The following is a 14385-nucleotide window of genomic DNA, read 5'->3' on the forward strand; positions in this document are numbered from 1 at the left end:
CCTCTCGCGCGAACGCTGCTGTGACAATCGACGCCATGGAACGCAGCAGCACCGCCGCGGGCGGCGGCTCGAGCCGTCGCGAGGCGACCCGACAGAAGCTCTACGAGGCGGCCGTCACCCTCATCGCGGAGCAGGGCTTCTCCGCCACGACCGTCGACGAGATCGCCGAACGGGCCGGGGTCGCCAAGGGCACGGTCTACTACAACTTCGCGAGCAAATCCGTTCTCTTCGAGGAGCTGCTGCGGCACGGCGTGGGTCTGCTCACCGCGTCCCTCAAGGAGGCGGCCGAGCAGACCCGCCTGGCCGGGGGCACCAAGGTGGACGCCCTGGACGCGATGATCCGCGCGGGACTGGGTTTCATCGGCCGCTACCCGGCCTTCACCCAGCTCTACGTGGCCGAGCTGTGGCGCACCAACCGGGCCTGGCAGTCCACGCTCATGGTCGTGCGGCAGCAGGTCGTCGCGGTCATCGAGGACGTGCTGCGCGAGGGGGTGGCGAACGGCGAGTTCAGCGACGAGATCGACGTGCCGCTGACGGCGTCGGCGCTGGTCGGGATGGTCCTGGTGGCGGCCCTGGACTGGCAGGCGTTCCAGCCGGAGCGGTCACTGGACGACGTCCACGCGGCACTGTCGCGGCTCCTGCAGGGCCGTGTGAGCGGCAGCCGGTAGGGCAACCCGGCAGACCGCAGCAGCAACCGGTTGGGGCAGCCCGGCGCACCGGAGCGCCGGCCCGGCAACCGGCACACGAAAGCGCCGGTCCGGGCCGGCCGCGTCGTCCGCGGGCCGCCCGGAACCGGCGCTCCGTCGTGCTCCCCCGTCGGACCCCCCGTTCGGTCGTTCCCCCGGGTCCCCCGTGCCTCGCTTCCGCCGAACCAGGCCGACGGAAGGAACGGCCGAAGGGCGGGCACCGTTCCGCCGCCCCGTGCCGGCGGTACCGGAGCCGCACCCCTCACCGTGTCTCCACTCTCTCGTTCCCGCAGGTCGGGGCCCATCCGCGCGGGTACTCAACTCATCGACTGGGTACGGATACTCAGTCCTGCGCGCTCACCCCAGGACGCTCTGGGGCTCCCTGGTGACCATCGCGTCCGTTCCGGTGCTCCCCCCGCCCCGCCCCGAGTGGGCCGAAGACGGTTCCACGGGCCGATGAACGCCCTGGTCACAGGCCCCCGACGGGGTTGTCGGCAGTGGCCGATAAAGTCACCGACATGGCACGGATTGCGGTGATCGGCGCCGGGACGGGCGCGATGGCGGCCGCCGCCCGGCTGGCCGTCGCGGGCCACCGGGTGGTGGTGTACGAGCGTTCGCAGACGTACGGCGGCGCGGTCCGCCGTTTCACACGCGACGGCTTCCGTTTCGACACCGGCCCGGGCCTGCTGCCGCTGCCCGCCGTCTACCGCGATCTGTTCGTCAAGACCGGCAAAGAGCCCCTGGAGGCGTGTGCCGAGCTGGTCCAGGTGGATCCGTCGGCACGGCACGTCTTCGCGGACGGCACAGAGGTCTCACTGCCCAACGCCTCACGCGCGGGCACGGTATCCGCGTTGAACACGGCGCTCGGCGCAGGCGCGGGTGACCGCTGGAGCGACTTCCTGGTGCGGGCCCGCGAGGCCTGGGACCGTACGCGCCGCCCGCTGCTGGAAGAGCCGCTGTGGCCCGACTGGCAGGTGCTCGCGGAGCGCGAACCGTATCCGGCCGTGCCGCACAAGCGGCTGCTGCGCACCCGGCGGGCCTCCACGCTCGCGGAGATCGGCGCCTGGGAGCTGCGTGACCCGCGGCTGGCGGCCCTTCTGGAGAGCCATGCGCTGGCGTACGGCCTCGACCCCCGGACCGCTCCGGCGAGCGCGGCCGTGCTGCCGTACATGGAGCATGCCTTCGGCACCTGGTACGTGCGCGGCGGGCTGCGGGAGCTGGCGCGTGCCGTGTACGAGCGGTGCGTGGCCCGGAAGGTCGAGTTCGTCTTCGGGGCCGAGGTGGCCGGGATCGTCGAGAAGGACGGCCGGGCGGCGGGGGTGCGGCTCGGGGACGGGTCGGTGGCGGAGGCGGACCGTGTCGTGGCCGGGGTCGCTCCTGCTGTCCTGGACCGTCTGCTGCCGGGGACGGCGGGTGGACCGGGCCCCGGTGAGGTCCCTGCGCAGCACGGGATGCCCAGCCGGCTGATGGTGCTGCTGGCGCTGCGCGGCGGCCGGCCGGAGGGCACCGCGCACCGCACGGTGGTGCACACGCCGGACCGCGAGGGCGAGTTGGGCAGCCTGTTCGGGGAACCCGCAGGGCTCCCGTCCGCTCCCACGGTGACCGTGCTGCGCCCGGACGATCCCGCACTGGTGCCCGACGCCGAACACGAGGCGGTCACCCTGACGGTCACGGTGCCCACGGGCCTGACTGTGTCGGCGTCGGATGCGGACCGCATCGTCGGTGCCGCCGAGCGGGCAATACCGGGCCTCGGCGACCGCGTCCTGTGGCACGAGGTGCGCACCCCCGCCGATATCGCCGAGGACACCGGGGCGCCCGGCGGCGCGGTCCCGGCACCGGCCCTGGCCGCGGCGGCCGGCGTTCTGCTGCACCCGTCGAACAGCACCCGCGTCCCGGGCCTGTTCACAGTCGGCGGCTGGTCCCACCCAGGCGGCGGTCTCCCCCACGCCGGCATGTCCGGCGCCCTGGTGGCCGGGCTGATCGTGGAGGGGCCGGACTTCCGGGGCTCGCAGTGAGGTCACCGGCGCGCCGGTGACCTCGACCGCGGTCGCTCAGAAGCGGTACTGCTCGTCGAAGCCGTGACCGTGCCCGTGCCCGTGGGTGGTCTGGTTGGCCTGACCCTGGTAGGGGTACTGCTGCTCCGGCGGGAGCTCACCGCCGTACCCGTCCTCCGTGGTGCGCTGTTGGGGGACCCAGACACCGCCGGCCGGGGTCTCGCCGTAGGTACCGGTGGCGTACTGGTCCTGGCCGTAGGCCTGTTGACCGTACTGCTGCTGCCCGCCGTAGGACTGGTCGTACGAGCCGCCGTAGGCCTGCGTGCCCTGGTAGGGGTCGGTGTAGGCGGCGTACTGCTGCTGGCCATTGTCGTAGCCGTACTGCTGCTGGCCGTATCCGGCGTAGCTGTCGTACGCGTAGGCCTGCTGGTCCTGGGGCTGACCGGCACCGGCGTAGGACGCGTCGGCCGCGGCCGCATACGTCTCGTGGGTGTAGACGCCGTAGGAACCGGTGTCCTCGGGCATGGGCTGCGGCTCGTACACGGCGGTCGACTCGGCCGCGCTCTCCATGGGCTGCAGCCCGGAGAAGACGTTGTCGTGGTCGTCGTCGTACGCCCCACCCTGGTGGTACGTTCCAGCACCCGTCGTCTCGAGGTCGCCGTCCTCCGGCTCCAGCTCCGGGTCCTGGTGGGCGCCCTCGCCCCGGCGGCGCTTGCCGTCGCCGTCCTCGCGGGAACGGTTGCCGACCGCCCAGCCCGCGGCGAACCCGCGGCGGAACGACAGTGTGACGTAGGTCTGTCCGACCGCGAACGCGGCCGCACCCACTCCGATGACCACCACGGAGGGGATCAGCACGCCGAACACGACGCCTAGGAAGCCGGCGAAGGCGAGCAGCCGCCAGCGCAGGCGTGCCTTGTACTGCAGCAGCACCTCGCCGAGCAGCCACAACGCGACGATGCCGAACGCGATATAGAGGACCGTCCAGCCCATGTACGCCCCTCTCCCAGTGGCCGCTACGCAGTGTGTCGTATGGCGGTGCGGCCGGTCTAGGCCCGCTGCGGATGGTGCAGACCTAGATTTTCGTAGATTTCCAGCGTCGCCGTGGAGTTGTTGAGTGTAATGAAGTGCAGTCCGGGGACCCCCTCGGCCAGCAGCCTCGAACAGAACTCGGTGGCGAACTCGATCCCGATCGAGCGTACCGCCGCCGGATCCTCTTCCGCTGTGAGGATCCGTTCTTTCAGTCCGGAGGGGATCCCGGCGTTGCTCAGCTGAGGCAGCCGCTCCAGCATCCGAACGCTGGTGACCGGCATGACCTCGGGAATGACCGGGGTCGCGCAGCCGGCCGCGGCGACGCGGTCGCGCAGGCGCAGATACGCCTCCGGCTGGAAGAACATCTGTGTGATTGCGTAGTCGGCGCCGGCCCGGCACTTGTCGACGAAGTGCGTGACGTCCGTCTCCCAGTCCTCGGAGCGCGGGTGCATCTCGGGGAACGCGGCGACGCCCACGCAGAAGTCGCCCGACTCCTTGATGAGCCGGACGAGTTCGGCCGCGTAGGTCAGACCCTTGGGGTGCGCGACCCAGTCGCCCATCGGGTCGCCGGGCGGGTCGCCGCGGACGGCGAGCATGTTGCGGATCCCGGCGTCCGCGTACTGGCCGATGATGTTGCGCAGCTCCGCGACGGAGTGGTTGACCGCGGTGAGATGGGCGACTGGAGTGAGCGTCGTGTCGGCGACGATCTGCTGGGTCTCCCGCACCGTGCCCGCACGGGTGGAACCACCTGCTCCGTACGTCACGGAGACGAAGTCCGGGGCGACGGCTTCGACCCTCCTCAGCGCGCTCCACAAGTTCCGCTCGCCCTTGGGGGTCTTCGGCGCCGAGAACTCGAACGAGTACGTCGTCTTGCCGGCGGCGAGGATGTCGCGCACGGTCCGTGCGCGATCAGTCCTGGTGGATGCGGTTCCAAGGGCCATAGTCGCAGGTTAACCAGGGGGCGGCGGTCGCCCAACCGAAAGCCGGAATATTGCCCGAATTGTCGACTTGTTGTCCACCTGTCGGACAGCCTCCGTTCGGTTAGGCGGCGCGCAGCCGCTTGGCGAACTCCGCTGCCGCGGCACCCGGGTCGTCCGCCTCCGTGATCGCGCGCACGACGACGACCCGGCGGGCACCGGCCTCCAGCACCTCGTCCAGGTTCCCGAGGTCGATGCCGCCGATGGCGAACCAGGGGCGGTCGCTGCCCAGGGCGGCGGTGTGACGGACCAGGCCGAGACCGGGGGCGGGGCGGCCGGGCTTGGTCGGAGTGGGCCAGCAGGGGCCGGTGCAGAAGTAATCGACGCCCTCCTGCACCGCGGCGGCCTCCGCCTCCGCCTCGGAGTGCGTGGAGCGGCCTATGAGAACGTCGTCGCCGAGGACGGCGCGGGCTGCCGGCACGGGAAGGTCGCCCTGGCCGAGGTGCAGGACGTCGGAGGCTGCGGCATGGGCGACGTCCGCGCGGTCGTTGACCGCCAGCAGCTTGCCGTGGCGGGCGCAGGCGTCGGCGAAGACTTCGAGGTGCGCCAGTTCCTCGGCCGCTTCCATGCCCTTGTCGCGCAGCTGCACGATGTCCACGCCGCCGCTGAGGACCGCGTCGAGGAACTCCGCGAGGTCGCCCTGACGCTTGCGGGCGTCCGTGCACAGGTAGACACGGGCGTCGGCGAGCCGGGCGGTGCGGGCGGTGTCGGGCACGATGGGTCCCCCCCGTGGTCGGTGGCGTACGGGCCGCGGCGGCGCGCGATCGCCCAGGGCCGTGGCCGGTGGACCGCGGCCCGTACGCCGGACGGTTGTTCTCAGATCGGATCAGACGGCGAGCGCCTGAGCGCGGCGCTTCACCTCCGTACCCCGATTCTCGCCGAGAGCCTGCGCGGGGGTGCCAGGCAGGGTCGGGTCAGGGGTGAAGAGCCACTCGATCATCTCTTCGTCCGTGAAGCCGTCGTCCCGCAGGAGCGTCAAGGTGCCGGACAGGCCCTTGACGACCTTGTCCCCGTCGATGAAGGCGGCGGGGACGTGCAGCGCGCGGTTCTCACCTCGGCGGACGGCGATGAGCTGGCCCTCCTTGACCAGCTGCCGCACGCGGGTCACCTCGACGTCCAGCGCTTCGGCGATGTCGGGCAGGGTGAGCCAGGCAGGGACGAGAGCATCGATGTTTGCGTCAATCTCGGTCACGGGATCAAGCGTGCCATCCCGGACCGACAGTCGGAAGCGGGGCACCTCCGGAGGAGGTCCGGTTGCCTCCGGCGGCGGATGCGGTGTCGCCGGTACGGGCCACCTCCGGACCGTGTGGTCAAACGCACGGCAGCACCGTGACGGGCGCCGACGGCGACTTGCGGAGCCGTGCGGTCCCCTGGCAGCGACACCGGCTCGCGGCCGTGCACAGCCGTACGGCACACCGGCCCCAGGCCCCCGGAACCGGTGGTCAGGCCGTCGCCTCTTTCAGCGGGCGGGACGGGTCCGACAACAGGTCCGGGTCCATGGGGGTGCCCGATTCGATCAGGCGGCGGCCCTGGGCCAGGTCCCGGGGGCGGCCCACCGCCAGGAGCGCCACCAGGCGGTCCGAGCGCAGCCAGCACACCGACCAGGCGGCGCCCTCCGGGTCACCGCGCCACACCGTCGTGTCGGCGCCCGCGTGGTGACCCACGTACTGGACGAAGCGGCCGAACTGCTCCGACCAGAAGTAGGGCACCGGGTCGTACGCCACCGGGGTATGGCCGATGATGTTCGCGGCCACCGTGCGGGGACCCTGGAGGGCGTTGTCCCAGTGATGGACCAGCAGGCGCTCCTCATAGCGGCCGGACGGGAACGACGCGCAGTCGCCGACCGCGTACACGTCCGGCAGCGAGGTGCGCAGGTGTTCGTCGGCCAGCACCTCTCCGTGGACGCCCAGGGCGATGCCCGAGCCGGCGAGCCAGGCCGTGGCCGGGCGCGCCCCGATGCCTACGACCACCGCGCCGGCGGGCACCCGCGAGCCGTCGTCGAGCACCACGGCCCCCGGCTCGACGCGCTCCACGCGCGCGTGTGTGCGCAGCTGCGCGCCGCTGTCCGCGTACCAGGCGGTCATCGGCGCGGCCACTTCTTCGGGCAGCGCTCCGGCCAACGGCCGGTCGGCGGCCTCCACCACGGTCACCGCGCAGCCCGCCTCGCGCGCCGCGGTGGCGAATTCGGCACCGATCCAGCCCGCGCCCACGACCACGACGTCGTGCTGCTGGGCGAGGACAGGGCGCAGCCGCTCGGCGTCGTCCAGCGTGCGCAGCAGGTGCACCCCGGGCGCGCCCTCGGCACCCGGCAGCTGGATCGGTTCGGCGCCGGCCGCGAGCACCAGGACGTCATAGCCGACGGGCCCCTCGGCGGTGTCCAGCTCGTGGTCGCCGGGGCGCAGCCCGACCACCTCGCAGCCCAGCCGGAGTTCGATGTCGAGGGCCTCGAAGTCGACGTCGAAGGCGGAGCCCTCGGCCCTGCCGAGCAGCACCGCCTTGGACAGCGGCGGCCTGTCGTACGGCTGGTGCGGCTCCGCGCCGATCAGCGTCACACCGCCCGTGAAGCCCTGCTCCCGCAGGGCGACCGCGGTCTGCACCCCGGCCATGCCCGCGCCCACGACGACGACGCGCCGCGCCCCATCGTCCCGTGCCTGCGTCTGCTCGCTCACCTGATCACCATAGTCTCGTGAGAGGTAACGCCTACCCGGAAAGGTGTTACGCCATACCCGCGTGACCAGCGTCGTCTGGCTCGTCGTCTGTCGTTACCTGTCGTCGCCAGCCACCCTCGGACGGCCCACAGACGGCCCAGCCCGCACCCGAAAAGCACGAGACCAGAGGCCCGGACAAAGCGTCCGGGCCGCGCCGTTCCGGGCCCGTGACGCTCGTACTACTCGGGTAGCGGACAAGGCCCCCTAACCCGCCAGCGGGGAATGATCCACCTGCGCGCCACCGTGGCGGAGCGCCGTCGGCCCTGGCCCTTGGCATTGACCTCTCGATGGATAACGGCTATCTATATGGCTAGCCGTTATCTGGGGGTGCCGTGCGGCAAGAAGTAGTACTGGCGATGCTGGCGAAGGAGCCGTCCCACGGCTACGAGCTGCGCGGCCGCCTGCGTGACCTCCTGGGCCCGCTCGGGGAGTCGATGAACGCCGGCCAGATCTATGTGGCGCTGACCCGGCTGGAGAAGGCGGGCCTGGCACGGTCGGAGCAGGCTGCCGGGCTTCCGGACCGGCCGGAGCGCAAGGTCTACGCCCTGACCTCGGCCGGCCATCAGCGGGTGGCCGCCTGGGTCGGCGCGGTCACCTGGCCCAAGCCGGACCTGGCCGAATTCCACCTGAAACTCTTCGCCGCGGCCGCCGCGGGCCTAGCCGACCCCGTCGCCCTCGTGGACGCCCAACGTGCCGAGCTGCTCCAGCTCCTAAGAGACGCCCAGCGCGCGGCGATGGAACTGGCGGAGGGCTCGGAGTCGGCGCTGCTGCTGGAGGGCATCGTGCTGCGGCTGCAAGCGGATCTGCACTGGCTGGACGCCTGCGAACGGACGTGGACGGAAAAGAGGGGGGACACCCGATGAAAGACGGCGGCAGGCCCGTGGTTATGCGGGTCCGCGGGCTGGAGAAGCGGTACGGCGCCGACGAGGGTCTGGTCAGGGCCGTCGACGGCATCGACCTCGACATCGCCCCAGGAGAGACGGTCGCCGTCACGGGACCCAGCGGTTGCGGCAAGTCCACGCTGCTCCACCTACTGGGCGGCCTGGACCGGCCCGATTCCGGCCAGATCACGCTAGCTGGCCAGCGCATCGACCAGATGCCGGAACGCTCACTTGCCCGGCTGCGCCGCACCTGTATCGGCTTCATGTTTCAGGCGTTCCACCTGGTGGACGAACTCACCGCGGTCGAGAACGTCGAGCTGCCCGCGCTGCTCGCTGGCTGCTCGGCCCGCTTGGCCCGCAAGCGCGCCAGCACACTGCTGGAGCAGGTGGGCCTGGCCGAGCGGGCCCGGCACCTGCCCAGCCAGCTGTCTGGTGGTCAGCGCCAGCGGGTGGCGGTGGCCCGGGCACTGATCAACGAGCCGGTGATCGTGCTCGCCGACGAGCCCACCGGCAACCTGGACAGCGAGGCCACCCTCGACGTGCTGCGACTGTTCGAGGCCCTGCACACGGCCGGGCAGACCCTGATCATCGTCACCCACGACCAGCGGGTCGCCGCCACCGCGGGCCGCATCCTCAGCATGCGCGACGGCATGCTGGTCGGCGAGACCCGACTGGCGGACGGCCCGCGCGATCTCGGCGCACTCGTCGACCTGGAGGGCTGAGCCATGGGACGCCTACGGCTTCTCGCCCGGCTCGCGGCCCGCGACCTGCGTCGCCGCCGAACGGAAGCGCTGCTGTTGCTGCTCGCGTTCACCGCCGCGATGACCACACTGACGCTCGGGCTCATCCTCGGCGACGTCACCGACCAGCCCTACCAGCAGACCCGCGCGGCGACCCACGGCCCGGACATCGTGGCACTGGCCTACCCACCGGCCCGGAATGCCGGACCGGCCCCGAAGACATTGACACAGCTGGTCTCCACCTCCGGCGTCACCGCCCACAGCGGGCCGTTCCCGGCCGTCTGGGTGCCCCACCTGCAAGCCGACAGCCACACGGCCTCCGCCCAGGTGATGGGCCGCGCCACCCGGACGGTCCCGGTCGACCAGCCGCACGTCACCAACGGGGGCTGGCTGACCGGCGACGGCACCGTCGTGGTCGAGCGCAGCTTCGCCGACGCCCTCGGCATTCGCGTCGGTGCCACGCTCAGCCTCGACGGGCGACCCTTCCACGTCGTCGGCATCGCGGTGACCGCGGCGGTGCCGCCCTTCCCGCAGGTGTGCACGATCGGGTGCGAGCCCGCCACAACTCGTGCCCAGGGCGACCGGACCGGCCTGCTGTGGGCCACCGACACAGCCACCCGGAGCCTGGCCACCACCGAGCACCGACTGTCCTACCTACTGAACCTCAAACTGTCCGATCCCGACGCGGCCCAGCAGTTCATGACGGCCCACAACCTCGCCCCGGACACCACGACGGGGCCATTCATGAACACCTGGCATACCATCAGTTGGCAGGACGGCAAGGTCATCGAGATGGAGCAGCGGGACCTGGCCATCGGCAGCTGGCTGCTGGGCCTGCTGGCCGTGGCCAGCGTCGCCGTGCTGGTCGGCGGTCGCATGGCCGACCAGATCCGACGGGTCGGGCTGCTCAAGGCGGCTGGCGCCACACCCGGTCTCATCGCCATGACCCTGCTGGTGGAATACGTGTTCCTGGCGCTGGTGGCAGCAGGACTCGGGCTGATCGGCGGCCGACTGGCGGCCCCGCTTTTCACCGGCCCCGGCGCGGGGCTGCTCGGCACCGCCCAGGCCCCCTCGATCACGGCCGGCACCGTCACCAAGGTGGTCTTCACGGCCGTGGCGGTCGCTGCGGCAGCGACCTTCGTGCCGACGTTGCGCGCAGCGCGCACCAGCACGGTACGGGCCCTGACCGACGCCGCACGGCCGCCACGGCGCGCGGCCGTGCTGATTACGCTGTCGGCCCGGTTGCCGGTGACCCTGCTCATCGGCTTCCGACTGGCCGCGCGCCGGCCCCGCCGCACGCTGCTCAGCATCGCCAGCGTCATGGTCACGATCGCCGGGCTGGTCGCCGTCCTCACCTCGCGAGCGCAGACGAGCGCCCAGGTCCAGGCAGCCGGGCTGGGCAACCCACAGGTCGACCGACTGGCCAAGGTCCTCCTGGCGCTGACGGTGACCATGGTGGTGCTGGCCGCGGTCAACGCCATCTTCATCACCTGGGCCACGGTGCTGGACGCCCGGCACATCTCGGCGCTGACGCGCGCCCTGGGCGCGACGCCGCGCCAGGTCAGTGCCGGCCTTTCTGCGGCGCAGGTGCTGCCCGCACTGCTCGGCGCGACGCTCGGCATTCCGGTCGGGATCGGCCTGTTCGCGGCCGTCCGCCACGGCGGCACCATGACCTATCCACCAATCTGGACGTTGGTGGCCACCGCTGTCGTGACCGCACCCACCGTTGCCGCACTCACCGCGCTACCTGCCCGTCTGGGTGCACGCAGACCGGTAGCCGAGACACTGAGCGCGGAATCGGCATAAGAGGCCACCACGGCGAAGCCAACCGGGGATGGCGGCGGGCAACGATCAGCTCAAACGCGGGAAGCCATAGCGCCATCGCCCAGAACGCTGCTTGTCAGAGGCTCAGTTGCCCGCGCTGACCGTGATCTACGATGAGGAAGACGACTGGTTGGTCTGTGACGATGTCCACGACCCGAACGAAGACGGCGGGTCGACGGTCCAACGCCTGCACCACGTCTTGGCCTTGGACCCGTCACTCGCCGAGCTGGTCACGATGCCACCCGGCTTCGCTGCCCACCGCACGAGTGCGACTACATCCTGGGAGATCAGTGAGTGGGTCTACGCCGACGACTAGAGAGGCGGGGACTCACGGTCACTCAATGACAACCGGCGCGGACAGCGAGACGACGCCCGTGCGGCGATGAGACTGTAAATCTGCCGGCTCAGCCTTCCCAGGTTCGAATCCTGGCGCCGCCACACTAGGGAGTGTCGGCCCCTGACCAGCAAGTTTGGTCAGGGGCCGATCTCTTTCGCGATCGCTCCCTCTCCCCGTTGTTCCCCGCTGGTTCCCCCTTGTTCTGGCACGCGTGTGGCACGGCCCAGCGTGGCCGTCAGTCCGCCGCTACTCGTTCCGGCACGCCTACGGCCCGCCTCGGCGACCTTGGTCCACCCACAAGATCACGGTCTACGGCTGGAGCGCCAGGTCGAGCTGATACCAGGTGCCCGGCTTACCGCCGAGGTCGGCCGGGTCTGCCGAGCCGACCGGGACGAACCCGGCCTTGGTCAGCACCCTCTGGGACGCGGCATTGTTACGGGAGGTGGCCGCCCGCAGTGTGCGCAGCCCGTGCCGCACCACCGCCAGCCGGCACAGCTCCCGGACGGCCGCGGTCGCCACGCCGCGGCCGGCGACGTGCTGCGCGACCCGGTAACCGAGCTCAGCGGTGCCGTCCCCGAAGCGGTACAGGTTGAACCGGCCCAGAACCGAGCCATCCTCGGCAACGAGCACGTAGAAGGCGCTAATGCCGGCCTCTTGCTCAGCCAACAAGGTGCTGTACTGGTCGGCGAACTGGTCGAAGAACTCGTCACCGCGGTCGGAGACCGAGGCAGCGAAGTAGGCGCGGTTCGCCAGCTCGAAGGCCAGGGCCGCCGGGGCATGGTCGGCATGCAGCCGCTTTAGCTCGGGCACCGCCCGACTCTACCCGGATGATGCGTTGAGGCCACCTGAGTTTCCGACAGCGGCGGAGAGCCCCCAAGACCAGGGCACATAACGATCTACGGCTGGACTAACCCGGCCAACGCTCCACGGGGTCCACCAGCAAGCCGCGTGGTCGGTGAAGTCCTAATGACCCAGTGAAGCGCCGCCGCGCTCGGATCCTGGAGCACTAGTTTGGAAGACGCCGTATGCGGATCGCGGCTGACCTGGCAAGGCACTGACCTGGGTCGGAACGCGATCGGCGCCGCTGTTCCCCGTGAGCCCCCGCTGCGTCCCGCCGGATCGGGCACGCAACGGGCACGCAGGGCACAGCCGACTTTCGGCTTTTCAGGCGAGTCGATCGTGCGGCCAGGATCATGATCCGGCCAGACAACGACAGACGTCGACACCCCGTGACATACCACTGCGTACGCTGACGTCCGTTGTCGTTGCCGTCAGACTGCCGCCAAAGGCCGCTCCGGCCCAACCGCGTCAAAGGAGTTGGAGCACCTCGGTCAGTGCGCCCGGACGCTGGTCGACGGGCACGGGATCGACCAGGTGAACCCGGCACCCCAGCGCGGCAGCACCCACGTCCGCAACGCGATCGTCTCCCACCATGAGTGCATCGCCGGGCGCCACTGCGAGCTTGTCGCACGCCATCTGGAAGATCCGGGGATCGGGCTTCTCCACCCTGCACTCGAAAGAGAGGAAGTAGGCGTCCACGAGGTCGTCGACACCGTGGTCGCGGAAGACAGGGCGCATGTCCCAGCCGATATTGCTGACGACAGCAACCGGGATGCCTCGCCCGCGCAGGGCACGGAGGGTTTCCTCGGCGTCGGGATACGGATGCCAAGCCTCGGACACCTGTGAACGGTCATACAGGGCCTCAGCCAGGTCAGCCGACGGCCACCCCGCCTCCCGAGTGAGGGCCGTGAAGGCGGCCCGGTGTCGTTCAGCGGTCAGATCACGCCCCCGCCACAGCTCCTCCAGATGGGTGGGCACTCGGCACGGAGGCACCCCTCCCGGTTGAGCCCCGAACTCTTCCAGCCTGCCAGCGCACGCATCGAGTTCACCCTCGGGCACGGCCAGACCCGCATCCGCTACCACCGCACGCAGCCACTGCGCGGTCGATTCGATCCGGAACAGGGTCCCAGAGAAGTCGAACATCACACCCTTGATCATGCCGCCGATCCTGGCCGCGCCGGCGAATGGCCCGCAAGCCCACGACCGACCAAGATTCTCAACCCGAGCGATCCATCAACGCCCTCAGATCCTTGAATCCCGAATCAGCTGAGGAACAAGAGCCGACCTGGTCGATTTCAAGAATCGCCATCAACGGCGGTCAGTTGGGCACGCGGTCGGCGTAGCGACTTTGGCCGGGAGCTGCTTTGGCGCGAGTGATCATGGCCCCGTAAGCTTCCGGCGCGTCGGGCAGTCTGTGGACCTGCCCGGTAAAGCACGACGTTGGGGCCATGATCTTCGAGGCTCGCGCCAAAGTGGCTGGCTAAAGTCGCGGAGCCGACCGCCCCAGCCACGACGCGTTCTGACCTCATGCACGGTGTGCCTGCCTCGTGGGCGGGAGCGGGCGGCCGGCGGTGCCGAGCGGGGCGGAGACATGAGCGCGGGCGCCGCCGGCCGCCCGCGCCCGCCCAGAGGAGCGAAGCGACGACGGGCGCTTGATGAGGTAGAGAAACCTGTAACAGCTTGCGCGGGGTCACGCGTCGAAGTCGTACTCCAGGATGTAGGAGGCGGCATCGAGCGTCATCTCGTTGATCTCGACGGGGCGGCCTTCGTCCGCGAATGCGGTGCGGCAGATGAGGATGACAGGTGTGCCCGCGGAGATGCTCAACTGCGCCGCCTCATGCTTCGAGGGCATGCGTGAGCGGATCTCCTCACGGAAGTGCACTGGCTTGTAGCCGAGTTCGGCAAGCCGTGCGTACGTTCCGCCGGGACCTGTGTCCTCCTGGGTGATTGCGGACCCTGCGACCACCGACGTGGGCAGGTAGCTCGTCGCGAGCAGGACGGGCTTCCCGTCCAGGACGAACCGCCGGCGCCTCACGCAGACGCTGTCTTCCTCGGCTAGGTCGAGGACCAGGCTGACGCGCTCGGGAGCGGCCTCCTCGGACACCGTCACCTGGTCCACAACGAGTGCGCGGCTCTCGGTGTCGGCAGACCAGATAGAGCGGCCACTTCCCCACTGTTCTTGTGACAGTCGCTGGATGCCCCGGCGTCGTAGGGGTCGGAAGTCTCGTACGAACACGCCGGCGCCCTTGCGTGCTTCGGCGACGCCTTCGTCCCTGAGTACGCCCAGGGCCTGGCGGGCCGTCATGCGGGCCACGTCGTACTCGGCCATCAGGTCGTTCTCTCCCGGAAGCCGGTCACCGGGACCGTAC

At 70.6% G+C, this 14385-nt stretch carries 14 protein-coding genes; 6 read left to right on the forward strand and 8 right to left on the reverse strand.

The window, feature by feature from the left end:
- Nucleotides 1–35: 35 nt before the first annotated feature.
- Both ACWDA7_RS05670 and ACWDA7_RS05675 read left to right on the forward strand, forming a co-directional pair.
- Nucleotides 36–668, forward strand: coding sequence for a TetR/AcrR family transcriptional regulator (locus ACWDA7_RS05670; RefSeq protein ID WP_450602902.1), 633 nt, complete (start codon nucleotides 36–38; stop codon nucleotides 666–668).
- A 536-nt stretch (nucleotides 669–1204) separates the two neighbouring features.
- Nucleotides 1205–2701 (forward strand): phytoene desaturase family protein, encoded by a 1497-nt coding sequence (locus tag ACWDA7_RS05675; RefSeq protein WP_450602903.1) that lies wholly within the window; start codon nucleotides 1205–1207, stop codon nucleotides 2699–2701.
- Nucleotides 2702–2737: 36 nt separating this feature from the next.
- Here the strand turns inward: ACWDA7_RS05675 and ACWDA7_RS05680 are convergent, their stop codons facing one another.
- From ACWDA7_RS05680 to ACWDA7_RS05700, 5 genes are all read right to left on the reverse strand, one after another.
- Complete coding sequence (locus ACWDA7_RS05680; protein WP_450602904.1) at nucleotides 2738–3670, reverse strand: SCO2102 family sporulation regulator; 933 nt, start codon at nucleotides 3668–3670, stop codon at nucleotides 2738–2740.
- A gap of 56 nt (nucleotides 3671–3726) precedes the next feature.
- Nucleotides 3727–4650, reverse strand: a complete 924-nt coding sequence (gene metF / locus ACWDA7_RS05685; protein ID WP_450602905.1) for a methylenetetrahydrofolate reductase [NAD(P)H] — start codon at nucleotides 4648–4650, stop codon at nucleotides 3727–3729.
- Between the two features lie 100 nt (nucleotides 4651–4750).
- The gene (gene thiE / locus ACWDA7_RS05690; RefSeq protein ID WP_450602906.1) at nucleotides 4751–5401 is read right to left on the reverse strand and encodes a thiamine phosphate synthase; all 651 of its coding nucleotides are present in this window, start codon (nucleotides 5399–5401) and stop codon (nucleotides 4751–4753) included.
- A gap of 111 nt (nucleotides 5402–5512) precedes the next feature.
- Complete coding sequence (locus ACWDA7_RS05695) at nucleotides 5513–5878, reverse strand: Rv2175c family DNA-binding protein (protein WP_450602907.1); 366 nt, start codon at nucleotides 5876–5878, stop codon at nucleotides 5513–5515.
- 250 nt (nucleotides 5879–6128) lie between these two features.
- Nucleotides 6129–7355: an NAD(P)/FAD-dependent oxidoreductase gene (locus tag ACWDA7_RS05700; protein ID WP_450602908.1), complete on the reverse strand. Its 1227-nt coding sequence runs from the start codon at nucleotides 7353–7355 to the stop codon at nucleotides 6129–6131.
- Between the two features lie 371 nt (nucleotides 7356–7726).
- On the opposite strand from ACWDA7_RS05700, the gene ACWDA7_RS05705 reads away from it, so the two are divergent.
- From ACWDA7_RS05705 to ACWDA7_RS05720, 4 genes are all read left to right on the forward strand, one after another.
- Nucleotides 7727–8257 carry a PadR family transcriptional regulator gene (locus ACWDA7_RS05705; RefSeq protein ID WP_450602909.1) on the forward strand — a complete coding sequence of 177 codons (531 nt, stop codon included), beginning with the start codon at nucleotides 7727–7729 and terminating at the stop codon, nucleotides 8255–8257.
- Nucleotides 8254–8997, forward strand: a complete 744-nt coding sequence (locus ACWDA7_RS05710; RefSeq protein WP_450602910.1) for an ABC transporter ATP-binding protein — start codon at nucleotides 8254–8256, stop codon at nucleotides 8995–8997. Before ACWDA7_RS05705 ends, ACWDA7_RS05710 begins: the two co-directional genes overlap by 4 nt.
- A 3-nt stretch (nucleotides 8998–9000) precedes the next feature.
- Complete coding sequence (locus ACWDA7_RS05715) at nucleotides 9001–10821, forward strand: FtsX-like permease family protein (protein ID WP_450602911.1); 1821 nt, start codon at nucleotides 9001–9003, stop codon at nucleotides 10819–10821.
- Nucleotides 10822–10912: 91 nt separating this feature from the next.
- Nucleotides 10913–11155, forward strand: coding sequence for a hypothetical protein (locus ACWDA7_RS05720; RefSeq protein ID WP_450602912.1), 243 nt, complete (start codon nucleotides 10913–10915; stop codon nucleotides 11153–11155).
- 330 nt (nucleotides 11156–11485) lie between these two features.
- On the opposite strand, the gene ACWDA7_RS05725 is transcribed toward ACWDA7_RS05720, so the two are convergent.
- The 3 genes from ACWDA7_RS05725 to ACWDA7_RS05735 form a co-directional block, all read right to left on the reverse strand.
- Complete coding sequence (locus ACWDA7_RS05725) at nucleotides 11486–11986, reverse strand: GNAT family N-acetyltransferase (RefSeq protein WP_450602913.1); 501 nt, start codon at nucleotides 11984–11986, stop codon at nucleotides 11486–11488.
- 498 nt (nucleotides 11987–12484) lie between these two features.
- Nucleotides 12485–13174, reverse strand: coding sequence for an HAD family hydrolase (locus ACWDA7_RS05730; protein WP_450602914.1), 690 nt, complete (start codon nucleotides 13172–13174; stop codon nucleotides 12485–12487).
- Between the two features lie 532 nt (nucleotides 13175–13706).
- On the reverse strand, nucleotides 13707–14385 hold a 679-nt coding region (locus ACWDA7_RS05735; RefSeq protein ID WP_450602915.1), incomplete at its 5' end, for a GntR family transcriptional regulator.

This window comes from Streptomyces sp. NPDC001156 (assembly GCF_053598275.1).

What these genes read in the sequence shown, in the direction of transcription:
- ACWDA7_RS05670 (WP_450602902.1), top strand. Translation starts at nt 36, where the DNA reads ATGGAACGCAGCAGCACCGCCGCGGGCGGCGGCTCGAGCCGTCGCGAG.
- ACWDA7_RS05675 (WP_450602903.1), top strand. Translation starts at nt 1,205, where the DNA reads ATGGCACGGATTGCGGTGATCGGCGCCGGGACGGGCGCGATGGCGGCC.
- ACWDA7_RS05680 (WP_450602904.1), bottom strand. Translation starts at nt 3,670, where the DNA reads ATGGGCTGGACGGTCCTCTATATCGCGTTCGGCATCGTCGCGTTGTGG.
- metF (WP_450602905.1), bottom strand. Translation starts at nt 4,650, where the DNA reads ATGGCCCTTGGAACCGCATCCACCAGGACTGATCGCGCACGGACCGTG.
- ACWDA7_RS05710 (WP_450602910.1), top strand. Translation starts at nt 8,254, where the DNA reads ATGAAAGACGGCGGCAGGCCCGTGGTTATGCGGGTCCGCGGGCTGGAG.
- ACWDA7_RS05715 (WP_450602911.1), top strand. Translation starts at nt 9,001, where the DNA reads ATGGGACGCCTACGGCTTCTCGCCCGGCTCGCGGCCCGCGACCTGCGT.
- ACWDA7_RS05730 (WP_450602914.1), bottom strand. Translation starts at nt 13,174, where the DNA reads ATGATCAAGGGTGTGATGTTCGACTTCTCTGGGACCCTGTTCCGGATC.